Origin of the sequence: Metabacillus sp. Hm71, assembly GCF_051842955.2 — a bacterium.
In the GTDB taxonomy this organism is placed as follows: domain Bacteria; phylum Bacillota; class Bacilli; order Bacillales; family Bacillaceae; genus Metabacillus.
In genome coordinates, this window is record NZ_CM200278.1 from 3,010,727 (window position 1) to 3,025,711 (window position 14,985).

The window sequence follows — 14,985 nt, forward strand, 5'->3', positions numbered from 1 at the left end:
TGCTTCGAAATCTACTCTTTTATTGTCAATTATATTTAGGGCTTTATTCTTTTAATTTTTCCTCCTGCGAAAGAGCACTACCCGCTGTAAATTCTTCTAAAGCATGCATGGCAATCCCCGGATTGGGATAAGTGATCGAGCCGCCACCAATCACACCAATTTTGAGGGTTTCCATGATTTCGTCGATGGATGCCCCGGCATTTTAGCTGCCTTCCCTGTAATAGCAAATGCATTCATCGCAGCGGCTGACTAATGATATGGCTAATCCCATAATGGTGTACTTATCCTAACTGGCGTTTAAATTCTTTATTGGCGAAGAAGTAAGCGATGACCATGATGCCGACGCACCAGGCAAGCGCGATCCAGATACCGTTGCCAACAGCCCCTTCATACAAGAGGGCACGAATCGTATTCACGATTGAAGTCACGGGCTGGTTCTCAGCGAACGCACGGACCATTTTAGGCATGGTTTCGGTTGGAACAAAGGCCGAACTGATAAATGGCAGGAAAATCAGCGGGTACGAGTAGGCTGTCGCCCCTTCCATAGACTTCGCTGTCAATCCGGGAATGACCGCCAGCCATGTCAGCGCCAGCGTAAACAGTCCGAGTATCCCAGCTACCGCGAGCCAATCAAGGATATCAGCGCTGGAACGGAAGCCCATCAAAAGCGCGACGAGGATAACCACCATGACAGTAAGCGCATTGGAAACAAGCGAGGTCAACACGTGAGCCCACAATACTGACGAGCGCTTGATAGGCATGGTAATGAAACGTGCCATCAGCCCGCTCTTTATATCCGTAAACAGCCGAAGTGAAGTGTAAGCGACGCCGGATGCGATAGCCATCAGCAAGATTCCCGGCAATAAATAATTGACGTAGTTGTCCGTGCCTGTCTCTATGGCGCCGCCAAATACGTAGACAAACAGCAGCATCATCATAATTGGCGTAATCGCCACCGTGATAATCGTATCCGGGCTGCGCATGATGTTGTGCATTAAACGCCCTAGTAATACTCCTGTTTTGCTTTTCATTTACATCTCCTCCTTTTTGCCGATGATCGCGAGGAAAATTTCCTCCAATGTCGGCTTCTTTTCGATGTACTCCACTTTCGCTGGCGGGAACATCTCTTTGAGTTCGGTAAGAGTACCAGTTGTGATGATTTTTCCGCCATGCAGGATGGCAATACGGTCTGCCAGTTGTTCGGCTTCCTCCAAGTACTGGGTCGTCAGCAAGATGGTCGTGCCGCCGCCGGCAAGCTCCTTGACAGTATCCCAGACTTCAATCCGCGCTTCGGGGTCAAGCCCTGTCGTCGGTTCGTCGAGAAAAATGACTGCTGGTGCCCCAATCAGGCTCATGGCGATGTCAAGCCGGCGCTTCATCCCGCCGGAATATTTGTCCGCCCGGCGGTTGGCCGCATCGGTCAGGCTGAATCTTGCAAGCAGATTGTCGGCGACTTGAGCGGGATTGGAAACTCCCCGCAACTTGGCGATCATCATCAGGTTTTCCCGCCCGGTGAGCATGCCGTCTAAAGCTGCGAACTGCCCTGTCAGGCTGATGCTCTGGCGAACATGATCCGGTTGACGCTGGACGTCAAAGCCGCAAATACCTGCTTCACCGCCATCGGGCTTCATCAGCGTCGAGAGGATGTTAACCGTCGTCGTCTTACCCGCTCCATTTGAGCCGAGCAGTGCGAAAATTTCGCCACGCCGCACCTCAAAATCCACCCCCTTTAAGACTTCCTTGTCTTTAAAGGATTTTTTTAACCCTTTTACAGAAATCGCTGAATTGCTCATACTTTTTTCCTCCTTATAAAAAGTGCAGCAAGGCCGTTTGCTAGATCCGGAAATCACGGAGCTTTATCTGATAAGCGAGCAGGTTGCTCACGTTCAGACAAAGCGGAATAATTATCCGGTTGAGCGCCTTGCAGAGCTAGAGTGTCTATACTCTTCTATTTAGTCTGACTGATAACCTGTATAACTTAGTACCAGGTTGAAAAATAACTGAATAACGAAGGATGCAATTCACATTTGTAACCAGCTATTCAGTCGGTATGATCTATTGAATTTATTTTTTTCCCAATCGCTTCATGATACTCTGATTCAAATCTTCACGATACTTGGCGACATAGGTTTTAGCGTTTGCCACTAGTTCGTCGGCAAAGGACGCCACATCATCTCCAGTGATTTCCAGCACTTGTCTGCCTTCCGCCGCCCCGGCTTCGAACAACTCGATTAATTCATACTGCATGTGAAGCATATCCATCCCGTTGCCCGCTGAGAAATTCCACATGTAGTTTTGAATTTTCTTAAATACAAACTGGTAGTCCTCGGGAAGGGCTTCAACCCGTGCCATCATCACCTTATATTCTTTTTTATCACCAATCATTTTTTTGAACATTTCCATCATGTTATTTTTCCTCCTTTTTTATAAAGCTGAACAAGACACTCAAAAAATATCGGACGGAATATCTTATGAAGCTAGATTGACTTTAAGACATTGATTTTTGATGATACAAAATCCCATTTTTTCCAAAACAATTCAAGTTCCTGGCGGCCAGCCTCATTAAGTGAGTAAAACTTGCGGGGCGGCCCCATATCTGACGGTTTCTTTTCTACGTTCACCAGTTTTTTCTTTTCTAATCGCACAAGGATGGTGTAGACCGTCCCTTCCACGACTTCGGTAAACCCAAGCTCGTTCAGGCGGCGGGTAATCTCATAGCCATAGGTTTCATGGCGGCTGATGATTTCCAACACGCAGCCTTCCAGCGAACCCTTCAGCATTTCAGTTAAATTTTCCATATTCAGTGCCTCCTCTATATTGTCTGACTTATATTCAGTATAACTTAGTACTGAGGAAAATTTATACTGAATAGCTTTTGGGAATATCGCTATTCAGTATTACTTATTACATGTACATTGTAACACTGAGTAGAAGGGGTGTCAACTATCTTTCATAAAAATGGTTTTGCCATCTCACTACTCAGTGGTGTTGGTATCTAGTATGACTTACTATAGGTATATCGTAACACATAGTAGGTGGATGTCAACTAAATTTGATTATGTCGAAAAAAGCCACTAGCTCGTTTCTATAAACTGTAAAAAAAGTAATAAATCATTTAAATTAAGAACCTTCATTCTAATTAATTTACAAAAACGGAAATCATTAACTCTCCAGTCGATCAAACCGTTTTAAAGTTTGTAAAGTGTCAACAGTTAGTGCACCTGTCCATTCTACTTTTGCTTGTTCCCATACATCCAAATAATCGTTCCATTTCCAGTTTGGGCTTATTTTTCCTTCTCTTTCAAACTGCTCAATCAAGTAATCCAGGTTTTTATTAATGTCTTCAGATGGGATTCCAAAGGTTTCTGATGATGGAGCATGGACAAATTTTAAAGGAAACGGTACATATTCCTTCCATTTTGCTTGATCGAATTGGACAAGGCTTTCAATAGCTCGTTGAAGCTGTTGTTTCACTTCTTTTGTTCGATGTTCAGATATTAATGTAAACATTCGAAGGTAACAGTATATTTCATGCTCAGACTGGAATCCTTCTAAGTTAAGTAAATGATTTATCGCTTGGTCTAGTAATTTATCCACGTTTAGTTTTTTTGCTTTTGACTTATAGTAAGATAAGTAACCAATGATTTCGGCATTGGGATTTCCCCAATGATGGTCGATCAAGGACATGCCATCTTCTTGAACGGTCCACCAAAAGGCATGTGGATAATCATTTACTGCTTCTGGTACAGCATACCAGCCACCTCTTTTTTCATCAAATGTATGTTCCAAATAGTCTATTGCCTTTGAAATCATTTTATCGGCTGGCTCATACTGGGCAAAATGAATCAAGTGCTGCATCGCAACAGTAGTAGCTAATGGCGATGAATCAGGTAAACGAAAGTCAGCCTCCAGCCCATTGCCAAAACCACCATCTTCATTCTGATACTCTGCTAATGCTTCTAATACCGCTGTTTCAGCTCCCTCAAAAAAATAATACTGTATCAAAGCTTGTTCCAATGGACGACCATTTTCTTGAATCCAGTCAATTGCTGCTTGGAAAGCAGGTTTAGATAATCTCTTCACCACGATCACACCTTTTAGAAAAATTTACTCTATCATTCTTTCTTTAAAAAGGAGCATGATCCTTTTAGGATTATTAAAAATTCTAGGAGGAGCCAGCATAAATAAAACTTTTTACATTACATCCTACCATTAATAAGACGCATTCTTACGAGAAATGCGCCTGATAGCTGTAATAAAAGAGCACAATTCTTTTTGTCGAATCGCGCCCAACTGTTAATCCTATGCATAATCGAACAAAACAAGGAAAAACACAACAAAAAATACAGAGAGTAATAATGCGTAAAGCTTATGCACATGATGAAGTCTTATCATTGGAAACATAATGATGACAAACAGAAAAGACCACCCAAAATGCCAGCCATTATGATAGGTTAATAGTCCAAAGTATTCGCCTAACCACTCTAATAATAAAAAAGTTAAAATCCACTTAAGTGTGTATGTAATTTGATTCACCATTTTATTTGGATAGTTAGATAAATAAACAAAGGATATCAATGGATTAATGATCAAATTATGTAGAAAATGGACATTCATTACATTTAAATAATCATTTTCTTCAAGTTCCCACAAATGGAAATGGCTATGTGAAATAAACTCATATAAAAAAGTAGCTAAAGCTACGTATAACATTGTAGGATAGTATGTCTCCCATTTTCTCCAATCACCTTTTAATAAGGAAAAAATTATGACCATGATGACCAGAATTAAGTGCATCTAATCTTCTCCTTGGTATAATTGAATTTTAATAATTATGAAAATAAGATGTATCATGGCGATAATTTTTTATAAATGTTTCCTTGATCGAACATCCATAATATTTAACATATTTCCTTATAGTTTGTTAGGAAGCCTTTGATTAGCTGAAGTAATTATGAATTCAAAAGCTCCACATCTGAAGCTTTGACTAATTCAACATTAAAACTTGAAGTTTCATTTTTTATTTCGATAAAACCTGAATGATAGATGTGTATGATTATATAAATTTTACCGTTGTATTTGACCCTATCCCCTGGAGACAATTTTCATCAGAACCTTTCAAGACTAGGACAGTTTCTACCATAAAAGAAGTTGTCCACCATGTTAGAATTCGCCTAGTCGATTGACCATAAAGTTTGTATAGTGCTTTGTATAATATGATTTATATTTACGTAATCTATAAAAAATTGCTTTTCTATCTATATTTCGACATGTTGGAAGATCGTTTAATGTTCAAAAGGCAACCCCTCTGCATGAACAGTGTTTGACTCTGTATCATTTGCGATAAAGCCAAATTGAGCTAGTATGAACCCTATGATTAGAATGCCTTTTAATAAAATTTTCATTTAGTATCCACCCTTACCTGCATGATTTACTTAATCCTAAAATTTTTAAGATTTTGCTGCATTTTTGATAAGAGCTAATTTCCTTTAAGAAACTACTTCAAAACGTAATCATTGTTAGATATACTAAAAAATTATAAAATTTTTTATATTTTGGTGAGATTATGATTGAGTTGAATACGAAAGCACTTGGTATGGAAATTAAAAGACTAAGAAAAGTAAATAATCTATCTCAGTCTCAATTAGCAGAAGGAATTTGTACACAAGCGACGATAAGTGGAATTGAAGCTGGAAAAGGCTACCCTAGTGTAGATATACTTTATATATTATCTATCCGATTAAAGGTGACATTAGACTATTTTTATAAAATTTTATTGAATGATGCCCAAGAATATATTCAAGAAACGGAAAAATATTTAGAGGAATTATTGAAGAAAAAGAATTATGAAGAGGCTTTTCAAATTTGTTCAAGTGAATTATCACAAAAAAACAGACAAATGGGCTATAAATTTGACCAAATAATTAACTGGGTTTATATTGTATCAAGTTATTATTTGAAGAAAATGGATTTTCATTCTTCTATAAATAAACTTAATGCACTATTAGATCACAGCCATCCTCTATATGGTCAAGATTTCCTTGATTTTAAGATTCAAAACAGCATTGCCATTATTTTTGCAGAAAACCAATTATATCAGGAAAGCCTTGAACAATATCACATACTCCTTTCTTATAAAGACTTTTTATCCCAGCATTTTCGGTTTCATATAAAAATTTACTATAACTTATCAAAATTGTATTTCTTGCTTAATGATTATGAAAAGTCCCTTACATTCGCAAATTTAGGGATAAAAATGTCTGTCTTAAATGAAGATATTTCCATGGCAGGCCAACTTTATTTTCAAAAAGGCATGAGCTTGGAGGGATTAATAAAAGATACATCCGAAATAAAACAATCTTATCAAAACTCCTTCTTTATTTTTCAATTACTTAATAGGGATAATTATATGGAAATGGTAAAAGAACAAAAAGGGAAATTTTTAGTATAAGTTTAAAGGCCGTTTTCTTCTCCTATAAAACTGAATAATGAAAATAGGACTAGCAGAAACTGCTTTTCGAAAATACTCTTTGAGCCTTGCATCAGTTAACTGAATGATGAAACCAATGTTGAAAAAAACACCTTCTAAAGAAAAAAAGACCGCCGGGAACCTGGCGGTTAAAAATTTATTCATTCTCTTACCAATCTCGGCTTATGTCCACACTAGTCTATTACTGCAATCCGGCAAAAATCACAGCTGTAAAAAATATGATTTGTAATATCGTTCTTGTGAAAAGAGGTGTACTTGGTCTTCCACCAATGGTGATCCCTTTTCGTGCAGCACGAATGTTCGCTGGGAACATAATAATAAGTAAGAATGCTAAACCGATTGAAGCAATAGTTGAAGTGATTGGAATCAACATGCCTATGGCACCAGCGATTTCGAATATTCCAGTAATCGTTACGATGAGACCTGGGTTTGGCAGAGCTGGAGGTACCATCTTGATAAGATCTGGACGTCTCTTTCCCCAATGAGCCGTTGCTGTAAATAAGAACATTAAAGCAACAGCAATTTGCAAAGAAGTTTGCCAATCATCAAAATAAGATAGTCCGAAAAAACCGATCAAGCGAAAAATCAAGAATGATCCAATCAATAGGATAAATGGAGCCATTCGTATTCCTCCCTTTTTCAAAAACCTTTGGTAATCATCAAATACAATATAACGATAGGTAAAAAAGTATTTTCGGAAGTTGTTACTTTGTCATATTTAATTTCTTGGATTCTCTATTTCTCCATTTACTATCACATCAATTTGAGCAGAAATAATATCAATATCTAAATCCCAGCATTTAATTTCTAGCAAAGCCAATTGGTCTATTTGTTCATGACAAGTTCTCTTCTAGTTGAATAATTTTTTTAATGATTTCTTCTCGTTTCATTTCTTCTAAAGGAAGAAACCTTGGCGGCGCTGGCAAGTTAAACTCGATATGGGAATGAGATAGCTCAAACAGCAGAGTTCCGATCTTTTCTTTATGTTGATTTTCAATCACAATCCAAAAAACGCGTTTTTCATGATGTGGTGTGCCCCATTTAGCCTTTTCCATTGAATTTCTAAAGTGTAGACACTCCGCAATAACAAAGTCATCCTCTTTCATTATTTCTTTAGAACGAAATCCATTTTCTTTTATTAGTTTCCAAATTGGCGGAAGAAGTTTATCTAAATACATGCCGTATGTTGCATCTTCATATTCCGGAAATAGCTGTTCAAGCTCTTTGATATTCCTGTTCAGTACGTCATTCCAGTGATCTTTTATATAAGTGAAAAGTACTTCTCCTAACTCATAGATGGTCATCTGCGGTTGAACCTTTACTGTTGTCATATGAATCCCTCCATATTTTTTTATCTTACAAATCAAGCTTACAACATTAAAGCCAATTCTAAAGTTTTAAAAAATAAGAGCTGAATTTACAATGTTTGATTTGATAAACTTTACTTAATAAGACAGTTTTCAAATATAGGAGTGTGTTCATTGAAAAAAATAAGACCTATAGATATTGCTGAAAATTTAAAGATTAGTACAAGCTCTTTAAGAAGTTATGAAGAAAGAGGAATTGTGCCGAAACCTGAACGGTCATCTACTGGTTATAGAATATATACAGAGGAACATGTAGCTTATTTTGAGTGTATTGTGTCTATGTCTCCTGGGTTTGGCATGGACATAACTTCAGCTGTTCTCAAAAAGTTGCAACGAAAAGAACTAGACGCTGCTCTTTGGATCATAAATAAAGCGCAAGTAGCTAATTATGAAGACAAAATGATTATTGAACGAGTGAATAAATACCTGGAAAACTTGACTGATGAACCCTCTATGACAACTGGTGAATTGTCACTCCAGACAAATATCCCTGCATCAACTCTTCGATATTGGGAGAAGGAAGGATATATTACGTCCAAAAGAGGAGAACTGAATAACTATCGATTATTCGACTTATTCCAGCTTATAAAAGTCTTATTAATGAAAATAACTCAGAATGCAGTTTATTCAAATGAGGTTATTCAATTAAAACAGGAGATTAAAGAATTAAACCAACATGATCTTGAAGAAGTAAGAAAAGTAATACATGATCTTCAAAAACATATAAATAAACGCAACCAAGAACAACTTAAAGGGGTCTTCTATCTATATAAATTGTTCAAAATAGTAAACCAGCAATGATATCGATGTCTATAGTGTTTTTTCTATGAACTTGTTATCATCGCAGTCAACTCTATGAAACACGTAAAAACGCCAACCTTTTATCAGGGGTTTGGCGTCATAAGTTACTTGATCACATATAATTTTTAGCTTACGGTTAACTTTGCGTTACCCCTGTTGTTTTATATCACTATAGGCTGGCAATCCACCCGCACCTCTGGCAGCCCGTATCGCACGGACGATTGCTTCAGTCAAAACATCGGCACTGAGTGTACCAACCACATCAACTGGGACTTTGACTTCTCCCGTAGCCAAGGAAAATATCGTATCCCCGTCGTTCATAGTGTGAACCGGATAAATCGTGCGTGCTAACCCATTATGGCTCATTTGAGCGACTTTATTCACCTGGGACTTCGTCAAGATCGCGTTGCTTGCAACTACTGCGATGGTCGTATTCGTACCAGTAGGAATTGGAGAAAATACTTGCTTTATTAGGAAATGCTCGATTTTCCGGATGGCACCGTTCTCATCTCGTACACCTGCCAGCACTTCATTCGTAAGCGGATCGCGTACTTCGCCTACCGCGTTTACAGCTACAATCGCTCCAATGATCAACCCATTCTGTAGTATCCGCGAAGCTGTTCCAAGTCCGCTTTTCATCGCACAGTCAAACCCACATAGTTTACCGACAGACGCTCCGCAGCCTGCACCCACATTTCCTTCCTCTGCTTTATGCTTGCTAGCTTTACTTACCGCATCGAATCCCATTTTTGCATCCGGGCGCACGGAAGAATCTCCAAGCGACAAATCATACAGCGCAGCAGCCGGTACAATGGGAACAATTCCGAATCCTGTATTTAGCCCGATTCGCTTCTCTTCTAAATAATTCATCACGCCATCAGCAGCTGCAAGACCAAATGCACTTCCTCCAGTTAAGCAAATTGCATGTACACGATCAACTAAGTTTACAGGATGAAGAAGATCTGTTTCACGGGTCCCCGGGGCTGAACCACGCACATCAACCCCACCCACAGCACCATCTTTAGCAAGTACAACCGTACAGTCAGTTAGTGCAGCTTCGTTCTGGGCATGTCCCACTTCGATTCCTGGTACATCTACAATTGTTCTGGTTTCCAATTTAGAATCCCCCTCAATGTATGACGCAAAGCTATTTACTTAATTTTACATATAAAGAATCGGTTTTATGAATAACTTTAACATTTACCTATTTAAGTTTTTTCATCAGTTTCGCAGATCTTAATGATTTTGATGTTTTCTTACTAATTAATCGTTCTTAAGAAAAAAATGTAAAAGTGTTGCAAAAAAGGCTTCTCAGTTACACTTAAGTTAAAAAAGTACCATTCTGATACTAAAAAGCAGGTGGAGTCACCGAAAAAAGGATGACAGCCTCTTCCTTAAAAAGATTTTCCCATTTATGTTTCATATAAGCTGGTATTTTAACACTATCACCAGCCTCTAATATGTATTCTTCATCATTTAAGTACACTTTAATTTTTCCCTTTAATACAAAAGCAACTTCTTCTCCTTTGTGTTCCAAAAGTTTCTCTGACGAAGACGTATTAGGAGGAACATTCATAATCGCTGTTGCCAATGTGCCGGTAAAATCGGGTGACAATAACTCATACGAAAGGTTTTCAACAACCATTTTTTTACGTTCATTTGACCTAACAACTAAATCTTCTGTATTCGTTTCTTCGAGTAAAAAACTAAAGGTTGGAACATCAAGCGCATTAGCTAAAACCTTTAGAGTTTGAATTGAAGGATTTGCCAACCCTCGTTCAATTTGACTTAGCATGGAAGGGGTTATTTCAGCTATTTTCGCTAATTCTCTACTGCTCAACCCTTTTGCTTTCCTGTATTTCTCAACTTTTTTGCCAATATTGATTTCCATCACCATACTCCTCGTAAAGATAAAATTAAATATAATTTAATTTTATTAATTTAAAATAAACACAAATGGTGTTACACATGTTAAACTGTATTTAATATTTGTTAAATCATATTTTATCAGATGACATTTTGCAAGTCATTAAGGGAGTGGAGAAAATGAATGATTTCTTTACATTTTTAATCCTTTCATTATTTGTTGTCATGAGTCCAGGTATCGACACAGCACTGATTACAAAGAGGACCATTTCAGACGGAAGAAAAGATGGATATAAAATGGGTTTGGGTATAACAACTGGCTCTCTAGTGCATACCTTTGCAGCTGCTTTTGGGCTTTCAGCTATATTGATGCAGTCTGCAGTTGCATTTGAAATCGTGAAATATGCAGGAGCCATTTACTTGATTTACCTGGGCATGTCTTCATTAATCTCTAGGAATAAAAAGAAAGCATCTGCTGTTGAACATCTAAATTATTCAGAAATGAAAAAGTCAGCGTTTAAACAAGGTCTCTTTTCAAATATACTTAATCCTAAGGTGGCTATGTTCTTCTTAACCTTTTTACCCCAATTTGTAAAAGCAGGAGAAAATGCAACAGGACAGCTTATTTTAATGGGGATTATTTATACGATTCTATCGATTACTTGGTTTTTTCTTTACGTCTTTTTCATAAACTATTTACGTAAATGGCTAATGTCTCCAAAAGTACAAGGGATCATGGAAAAAGCAACAGGTCTCGTCTTAATTGGCTTTGGAATAAAGTTAGCATTAGATAAACCACATTAAAAAACATTGGGATGGGAACCCAATGTTTTTTCTACTTTGTTCAAATATCCTACCCTTTGATCACTTTACTTATTTAGAAATATATCATCCATTAATTCAAACAATTCTCTTTTTGATGTCGGTAACTTTGACTCTAAAATACCTGAAACTCCCATTAATTTATTGTAGACTTCTATTACCCATGGTTGCTCTAAATGGTATTTCTTAATAGCTGCTTTCTCTTGAAAAACGTCAAACGGAGCTCCTCTTGAAATAATTTCCCCGTTATGTAAGACGATCACTTCGTCAGCCCATTCATAGGCAAGATCAACATTATGAGTTGAGAGAATAACGGTCCGGTTTTCATGATGGTATGTAGCTAGTAATTCCATTATCTTATGCGAGTAATACGGATCTAGCCCAGCTGTCGGTTCATCTAATACCATTAAATCAGGATTCATGGCCATAATTCCTGCAATGGATACCCTCTTTTTTTGACCAATACTAAGAAAATGTGGTGGCTTGTCTTTTAAGGACTCTGTCTCTGTTAGTTCCATTACTTCTTGAACGATTTGGCTTATTTGTTCAGTTGACAATCCTAAATTTTTAGGACCAAATTTAATATCTTCATACACACTTGTAGAGAAAAGCTGTGAGTCGGGGTTTTGAAATACAATGCCAACTTGTTGACGAAGCATCTTTATTTCTTTACGAGTGTAAGACAATTTTTTTCCTTTAAATGTAATGCTTCCACTAGAAGGTTTCAAAATCCCATTAAGCAGTAAAAATAAAGTGGACTTTCCCGCACCGTTGTTTCCAATTAAGGCAATTTTCTTTCCTCGTTCAATTGAAAAAGTAATATCGTTTAATGCTATTGTTCCATCTGGATATTGATATGAAACATTTTTAAAAGTGAAAAATGTAGACGTCACACGTCGGCCTCCTTTCCATTATAGATTTATGTGTTTAAGGTAAGGATGAAGAGACCTATGATTGAGACTAGAATTCCAGCACAGCGAAATCGATTGTAAGACAAGCTAAGTTCAACCTCATACAATTTCATATCCCCACCCCGACTATCAATGGCAATCTGCAATTCTTTGGCAGATTGGATCGATTTGAGAAAAAGACTTACAATTAGGTGCGCGATCGATGAGATCCACAATCGGTGATTTTGGTAACCTAGTCTACTAGATTGTGCCAAATGAATTTCGTGCATTTTATTTAGCAACACAAAGATAAACCGGTATGTTAGACCAACTAATTCAATAAAAAGTACTGGAAGTTTCAGTCTACGTAATACCCATATCAATTGATGTAATGGTGTTGTTAAGATAAGAAAGTACAAGCAGCTTACACTACCTATAATCGTAACCAAAAGTTGGTAGGCTTGATTTATATTTGCTACACTTATATAAATTTGCCATGACTTGATAGTAAAAAACCATATCGTGTCAACGTTCACTTGATATACTGGTGCAATTGAAACTAAAATGGCAGCAATGCTTGTAAAGAGAAAAATAGATGGCAATAGTAACAGCTTCAAATATTGTGAGAATGGAATTTTGGCTGCAAAAACGATGCTTAAACTCATCACGGAAAATGTAATCATCGCTATAACTACATTTTTGGTAATGATGGTAAACATTAAGAAGGTCATAACGAATCCAACCTTTTCAACTGGGTGAACATGTTTCAATCTATTAGAATAGGCGTAATCATCGATTTTCAGCATGGTTCAGGCTTATTCCTTAGATGAGTATTTTTTTCTAGCTCGGCCAAATCCAATAACATAACCAATAAAAGCAGCACCAATAGCGGCTTGTAAAGAGAATATTAAACTTTCTATTTCACCGCTTGGCGGTTCCCAAATAGACTTGAACCAAGGTTCATATGAAGGGGCCAATTCGCCGATCATTTCTTCTGCTTTACCATCTGCCCCACCAAATTCTGCATCACCTTGGAGGAAAAGAGGAATGATCGCCAATAAAATAACAATTAAAAACAAGACGATATTTTTCATGATTAGCTAGCCTCCTTCACATTATTTATAAGATGTAGTTCAGATTGATTGTATTTTAAAAGTAAATTCATTACGATAACGGTCAATAAGCCTTCACTAATGGCCAAAGGTATTTGTGTCAGTCCGAAAATACTTACAAATTTGGCAAAGGAAGCGAAGAAACCACCTACTTCGGCTGGAAAAGCAAGAGATAACTGAATAGATGTCATGATATATGTACCGAGATCTCCTAACATTGCTGCTAGAAAAACAGAAACAGCAAACGACATATTTAATTTACGACCTACTTTAAAGATAGCATAAGCAATAAACGGGCCTACAACGGCCATTGAAAAAGCATTTGCTCCTAATGTCGTTAAACCGCCATGTGCTAATAACAAAGATTGAAATAGTAAAACGATTGTACCAAGTACACTCATCGCTGTTGGTCCGAATAAAATCGTTCCTAACCCAACACCAGTTGGATGTGAACAACTGCCTGTCACAGAAGGAATTTTTAACGCGGATAAAACAAACGCAAACGCTCCAGAAAGGCCGAGCATTGTTTTCATTTCAGGATATTCCTTCAGTTTATTTTGTATGCTTCTTAATCCAAAGATAATAAAAGGCAGAGTGATCACCCACCAAAATACAGCCCAGCCGAAGGGTAAAAACCCTTCCATTATATGCATCGCGTAGGCCTTTTCATAAGAATTTGTCCAAAAGTAACCTGTTAAACCTAACACGGTAATGAGTAAAGCCCATTTCCCTTTTCTTTTCATTTTCATTCCTCCAAAAGTTAAAAAAGATGTCCATGATCAAATCTATCATCTAGCTATGTTTTTATAGAGGATGTCTTCTAAATGCCTGTCCCCACTCAGAAATATGGACATTATTTGTAGTGGGGACTGTCCCTTTAAATGCTTCTTTTGACTATTTATTTTCCCACATGTCTTTAAAAATTAAATTTTGAAGAGACCTTCTTTTTTCCCAGTTTGCTGTTTCCAAAAGAGGTGCTTTAGGATATACATCTGTGTATCCTATTGAAATCAAAGCAACAGGATCAATATGTGGTGGAATACTTAAAATATCACGTACATCAGATTTTTTATAAAAGCTGACCCATCCCATTGCTAACCCTTCCACACAAGAAGCTAACCACATATTTTGAATGGCGCAGGCTGTTGACATTATGTCGGTTTCTGGAATGGAATTTCGTCCTAATACATGTGAACCACCTCTAGTAGGATCACATGTTACACAAATAGTAATGGGTGCTTCTTTTAATCCTTCTATCTTTAGGGATAAAAACTTGGATGCACGCTCATCATTTTCGTAATGAATAGATAGTGCTCTTCTTTCTTTATCAGCAGCCCAAGCTAATTTCTCTTTTACTTCATTTGCTTCAATTAAAATAAAGTTCCATGGTTGCATAAACCCAACCGAAGGAGCATGGTGCGCTGCTGCCAGGATTCGATCAACAGCCTCCATAGGAACAGGATCTGTTTTAAAACTACGAATATCTCTTCTCGTCTCGATAACCTTATAAATGGCTTCTCTTTCTTTATTAGAAAACATGAAATTTAACACCCCTAAATCAAGCGTTTGCCTTAGATAAAAAGGAGTTCGATTGAGTTTTTTTGAAAGTTTAAGTATAAAATTTTGTACTTAGTTTT

At 37.4% G+C, this 14,985-nt stretch carries 19 protein-coding genes; 3 read left to right on the forward strand and 16 right to left on the reverse strand.

The features are described from left to right. Positions 1-43 precede the first annotated feature (43 nt). The 7 genes from ACSVDH_RS14600 to ACSVDH_RS14630 all read right to left on the reverse strand — a co-directional run bounded on the left by ACSVDH_RS14600 (position 44) and on the right by ACSVDH_RS14630 (position 4,797). Entirely contained in the window at positions 44-175 is a 132-nt protein-coding gene (locus ACSVDH_RS14600; RefSeq protein WP_439251980.1) for a hypothetical protein, read from the reverse strand. A 106-nt stretch (positions 176-281) separates the two neighbouring features. Continuing rightward, positions 282-1,031: an ABC transporter permease gene (locus ACSVDH_RS14605; RefSeq protein ID WP_439251979.1), complete on the reverse strand. Its 750-nt coding sequence runs from the start codon at positions 1,029-1,031 to the stop codon at positions 282-284. Then, positions 1,032-1,793 carry an ABC transporter ATP-binding protein gene (locus ACSVDH_RS14610; RefSeq protein WP_439251978.1) on the reverse strand — a complete coding sequence of 254 codons (762 nt, stop codon included), beginning with the start codon at positions 1,791-1,793 and terminating at the stop codon, positions 1,032-1,034. 271 nt (positions 1,794-2,064) lie between these two features. Then, complete coding sequence (locus ACSVDH_RS14615; protein ID WP_439251977.1) at positions 2,065-2,406, reverse strand: DUF1048 domain-containing protein; 342 nt, start codon at positions 2,404-2,406, stop codon at positions 2,065-2,067. A 71-nt stretch (positions 2,407-2,477) separates the two neighbouring features. Next, complete coding sequence (locus tag ACSVDH_RS14620) at positions 2,478-2,798, reverse strand: PadR family transcriptional regulator (protein WP_299095519.1); 321 nt, start codon at positions 2,796-2,798, stop codon at positions 2,478-2,480. Positions 2,799-3,162: 364 nt separating this feature from the next. After that, the gene (locus tag ACSVDH_RS14625; RefSeq protein ID WP_439251976.1) at positions 3,163-4,083 is read right to left on the reverse strand and encodes a prenyltransferase/squalene oxidase repeat-containing protein; all 921 of its coding nucleotides are present in this window, start codon (positions 4,081-4,083) and stop codon (positions 3,163-3,165) included. A 219-nt stretch (positions 4,084-4,302) separates the two neighbouring features. Next, the gene (locus ACSVDH_RS14630; protein ID WP_439251975.1) at positions 4,303-4,797 is read right to left on the reverse strand and encodes a CBO0543 family protein; all 495 of its coding nucleotides are present in this window, start codon (positions 4,795-4,797) and stop codon (positions 4,303-4,305) included. A 799-nt stretch (positions 4,798-5,596) separates the two neighbouring features. Here ACSVDH_RS14630 and ACSVDH_RS14635 point away from each other — a divergent pair. Next, positions 5,597-6,451: a helix-turn-helix domain-containing protein gene (locus ACSVDH_RS14635; RefSeq protein ID WP_439251974.1), complete on the forward strand. Its 855-nt coding sequence runs from the start codon at positions 5,597-5,599 to the stop codon at positions 6,449-6,451. A gap of 220 nt (positions 6,452-6,671) precedes the next feature. Here ACSVDH_RS14635 and ACSVDH_RS14640 read toward each other — a convergent pair whose 3' ends face one another. Together ACSVDH_RS14640 and ACSVDH_RS14645 are read right to left on the reverse strand one after the other, a co-directional pair. Further along, a complete protein-coding gene (locus tag ACSVDH_RS14640) occupies positions 6,672-7,112 on the reverse strand; it encodes a DoxX family protein (RefSeq protein WP_439251973.1) in 441 nt (146 codons plus the stop codon). Positions 7,113-7,323: 211 nt separating this feature from the next. Continuing rightward, positions 7,324-7,821, reverse strand: coding sequence for a DUF6022 family protein (locus tag ACSVDH_RS14645; RefSeq protein WP_439251972.1), 498 nt, complete (start codon positions 7,819-7,821; stop codon positions 7,324-7,326). A gap of 150 nt (positions 7,822-7,971) precedes the next feature. Here ACSVDH_RS14645 and ACSVDH_RS14650 point away from each other — a divergent pair, with 150 nt between their 5' ends. Then, on the forward strand, positions 7,972-8,658 hold the full coding sequence (locus ACSVDH_RS14650; RefSeq protein ID WP_439251971.1) for a MerR family DNA-binding transcriptional regulator: 687 nt from the start codon (positions 7,972-7,974) through the stop codon (positions 8,656-8,658). 147 nt (positions 8,659-8,805) lie between these two features. Here the strand turns inward: ACSVDH_RS14650 and ACSVDH_RS14655 are convergent, their stop codons facing one another. Together ACSVDH_RS14655 and ACSVDH_RS14660 are read right to left on the reverse strand one after the other, a co-directional pair. Beyond that, positions 8,806-9,774: a P1 family peptidase gene (locus ACSVDH_RS14655; protein WP_439251970.1), complete on the reverse strand. Its 969-nt coding sequence runs from the start codon at positions 9,772-9,774 to the stop codon at positions 8,806-8,808. A gap of 232 nt (positions 9,775-10,006) precedes the next feature. Continuing rightward, positions 10,007-10,552, reverse strand: a complete 546-nt coding sequence (locus ACSVDH_RS14660) for a helix-turn-helix domain-containing protein (RefSeq protein ID WP_439251969.1) — start codon at positions 10,550-10,552, stop codon at positions 10,007-10,009. A gap of 152 nt (positions 10,553-10,704) precedes the next feature. Between ACSVDH_RS14660 and ACSVDH_RS14665 the strand changes: the two genes are divergently transcribed. Next, complete coding sequence (locus ACSVDH_RS14665; RefSeq protein WP_439251968.1) at positions 10,705-11,328, forward strand: LysE family translocator; 624 nt, start codon at positions 10,705-10,707, stop codon at positions 11,326-11,328. A 65-nt stretch (positions 11,329-11,393) separates the two neighbouring features. Here the strand turns inward: ACSVDH_RS14665 and ACSVDH_RS14670 are convergent, their stop codons facing one another. The 5 genes from ACSVDH_RS14670 to bluB all read right to left on the reverse strand — a co-directional run bounded on the left by ACSVDH_RS14670 (position 11,394) and on the right by bluB (position 14,887). Further along, on the reverse strand, positions 11,394-12,239 hold the full coding sequence (locus tag ACSVDH_RS14670; RefSeq protein ID WP_439251967.1) for an energy-coupling factor ABC transporter ATP-binding protein: 846 nt from the start codon (positions 12,237-12,239) through the stop codon (positions 11,394-11,396). A 26-nt stretch (positions 12,240-12,265) separates the two neighbouring features. Further along, the gene (gene cbiQ / locus ACSVDH_RS14675) at positions 12,266-13,042 is read right to left on the reverse strand and encodes a cobalt ECF transporter T component CbiQ (protein ID WP_439251966.1); all 777 of its coding nucleotides are present in this window, start codon (positions 13,040-13,042) and stop codon (positions 12,266-12,268) included. 9 nt (positions 13,043-13,051) lie between these two features. Continuing rightward, positions 13,052-13,330: an energy-coupling factor ABC transporter substrate-binding protein gene (locus ACSVDH_RS14680; RefSeq protein ID WP_299091627.1), complete on the reverse strand. Its 279-nt coding sequence runs from the start codon at positions 13,328-13,330 to the stop codon at positions 13,052-13,054. Positions 13,331-13,332: 2 nt separating this feature from the next. After that, positions 13,333-14,091, reverse strand: coding sequence for an energy-coupling factor ABC transporter permease (locus tag ACSVDH_RS14685; RefSeq protein ID WP_439251965.1), 759 nt, complete (start codon positions 14,089-14,091; stop codon positions 13,333-13,335). 151 nt (positions 14,092-14,242) lie between these two features. Then, on the reverse strand, positions 14,243-14,887 hold the full coding sequence (gene bluB, locus ACSVDH_RS14690; RefSeq protein WP_299091625.1) for a 5,6-dimethylbenzimidazole synthase: 645 nt from the start codon (positions 14,885-14,887) through the stop codon (positions 14,243-14,245). Positions 14,888-14,985 lie beyond the last annotated feature (98 nt).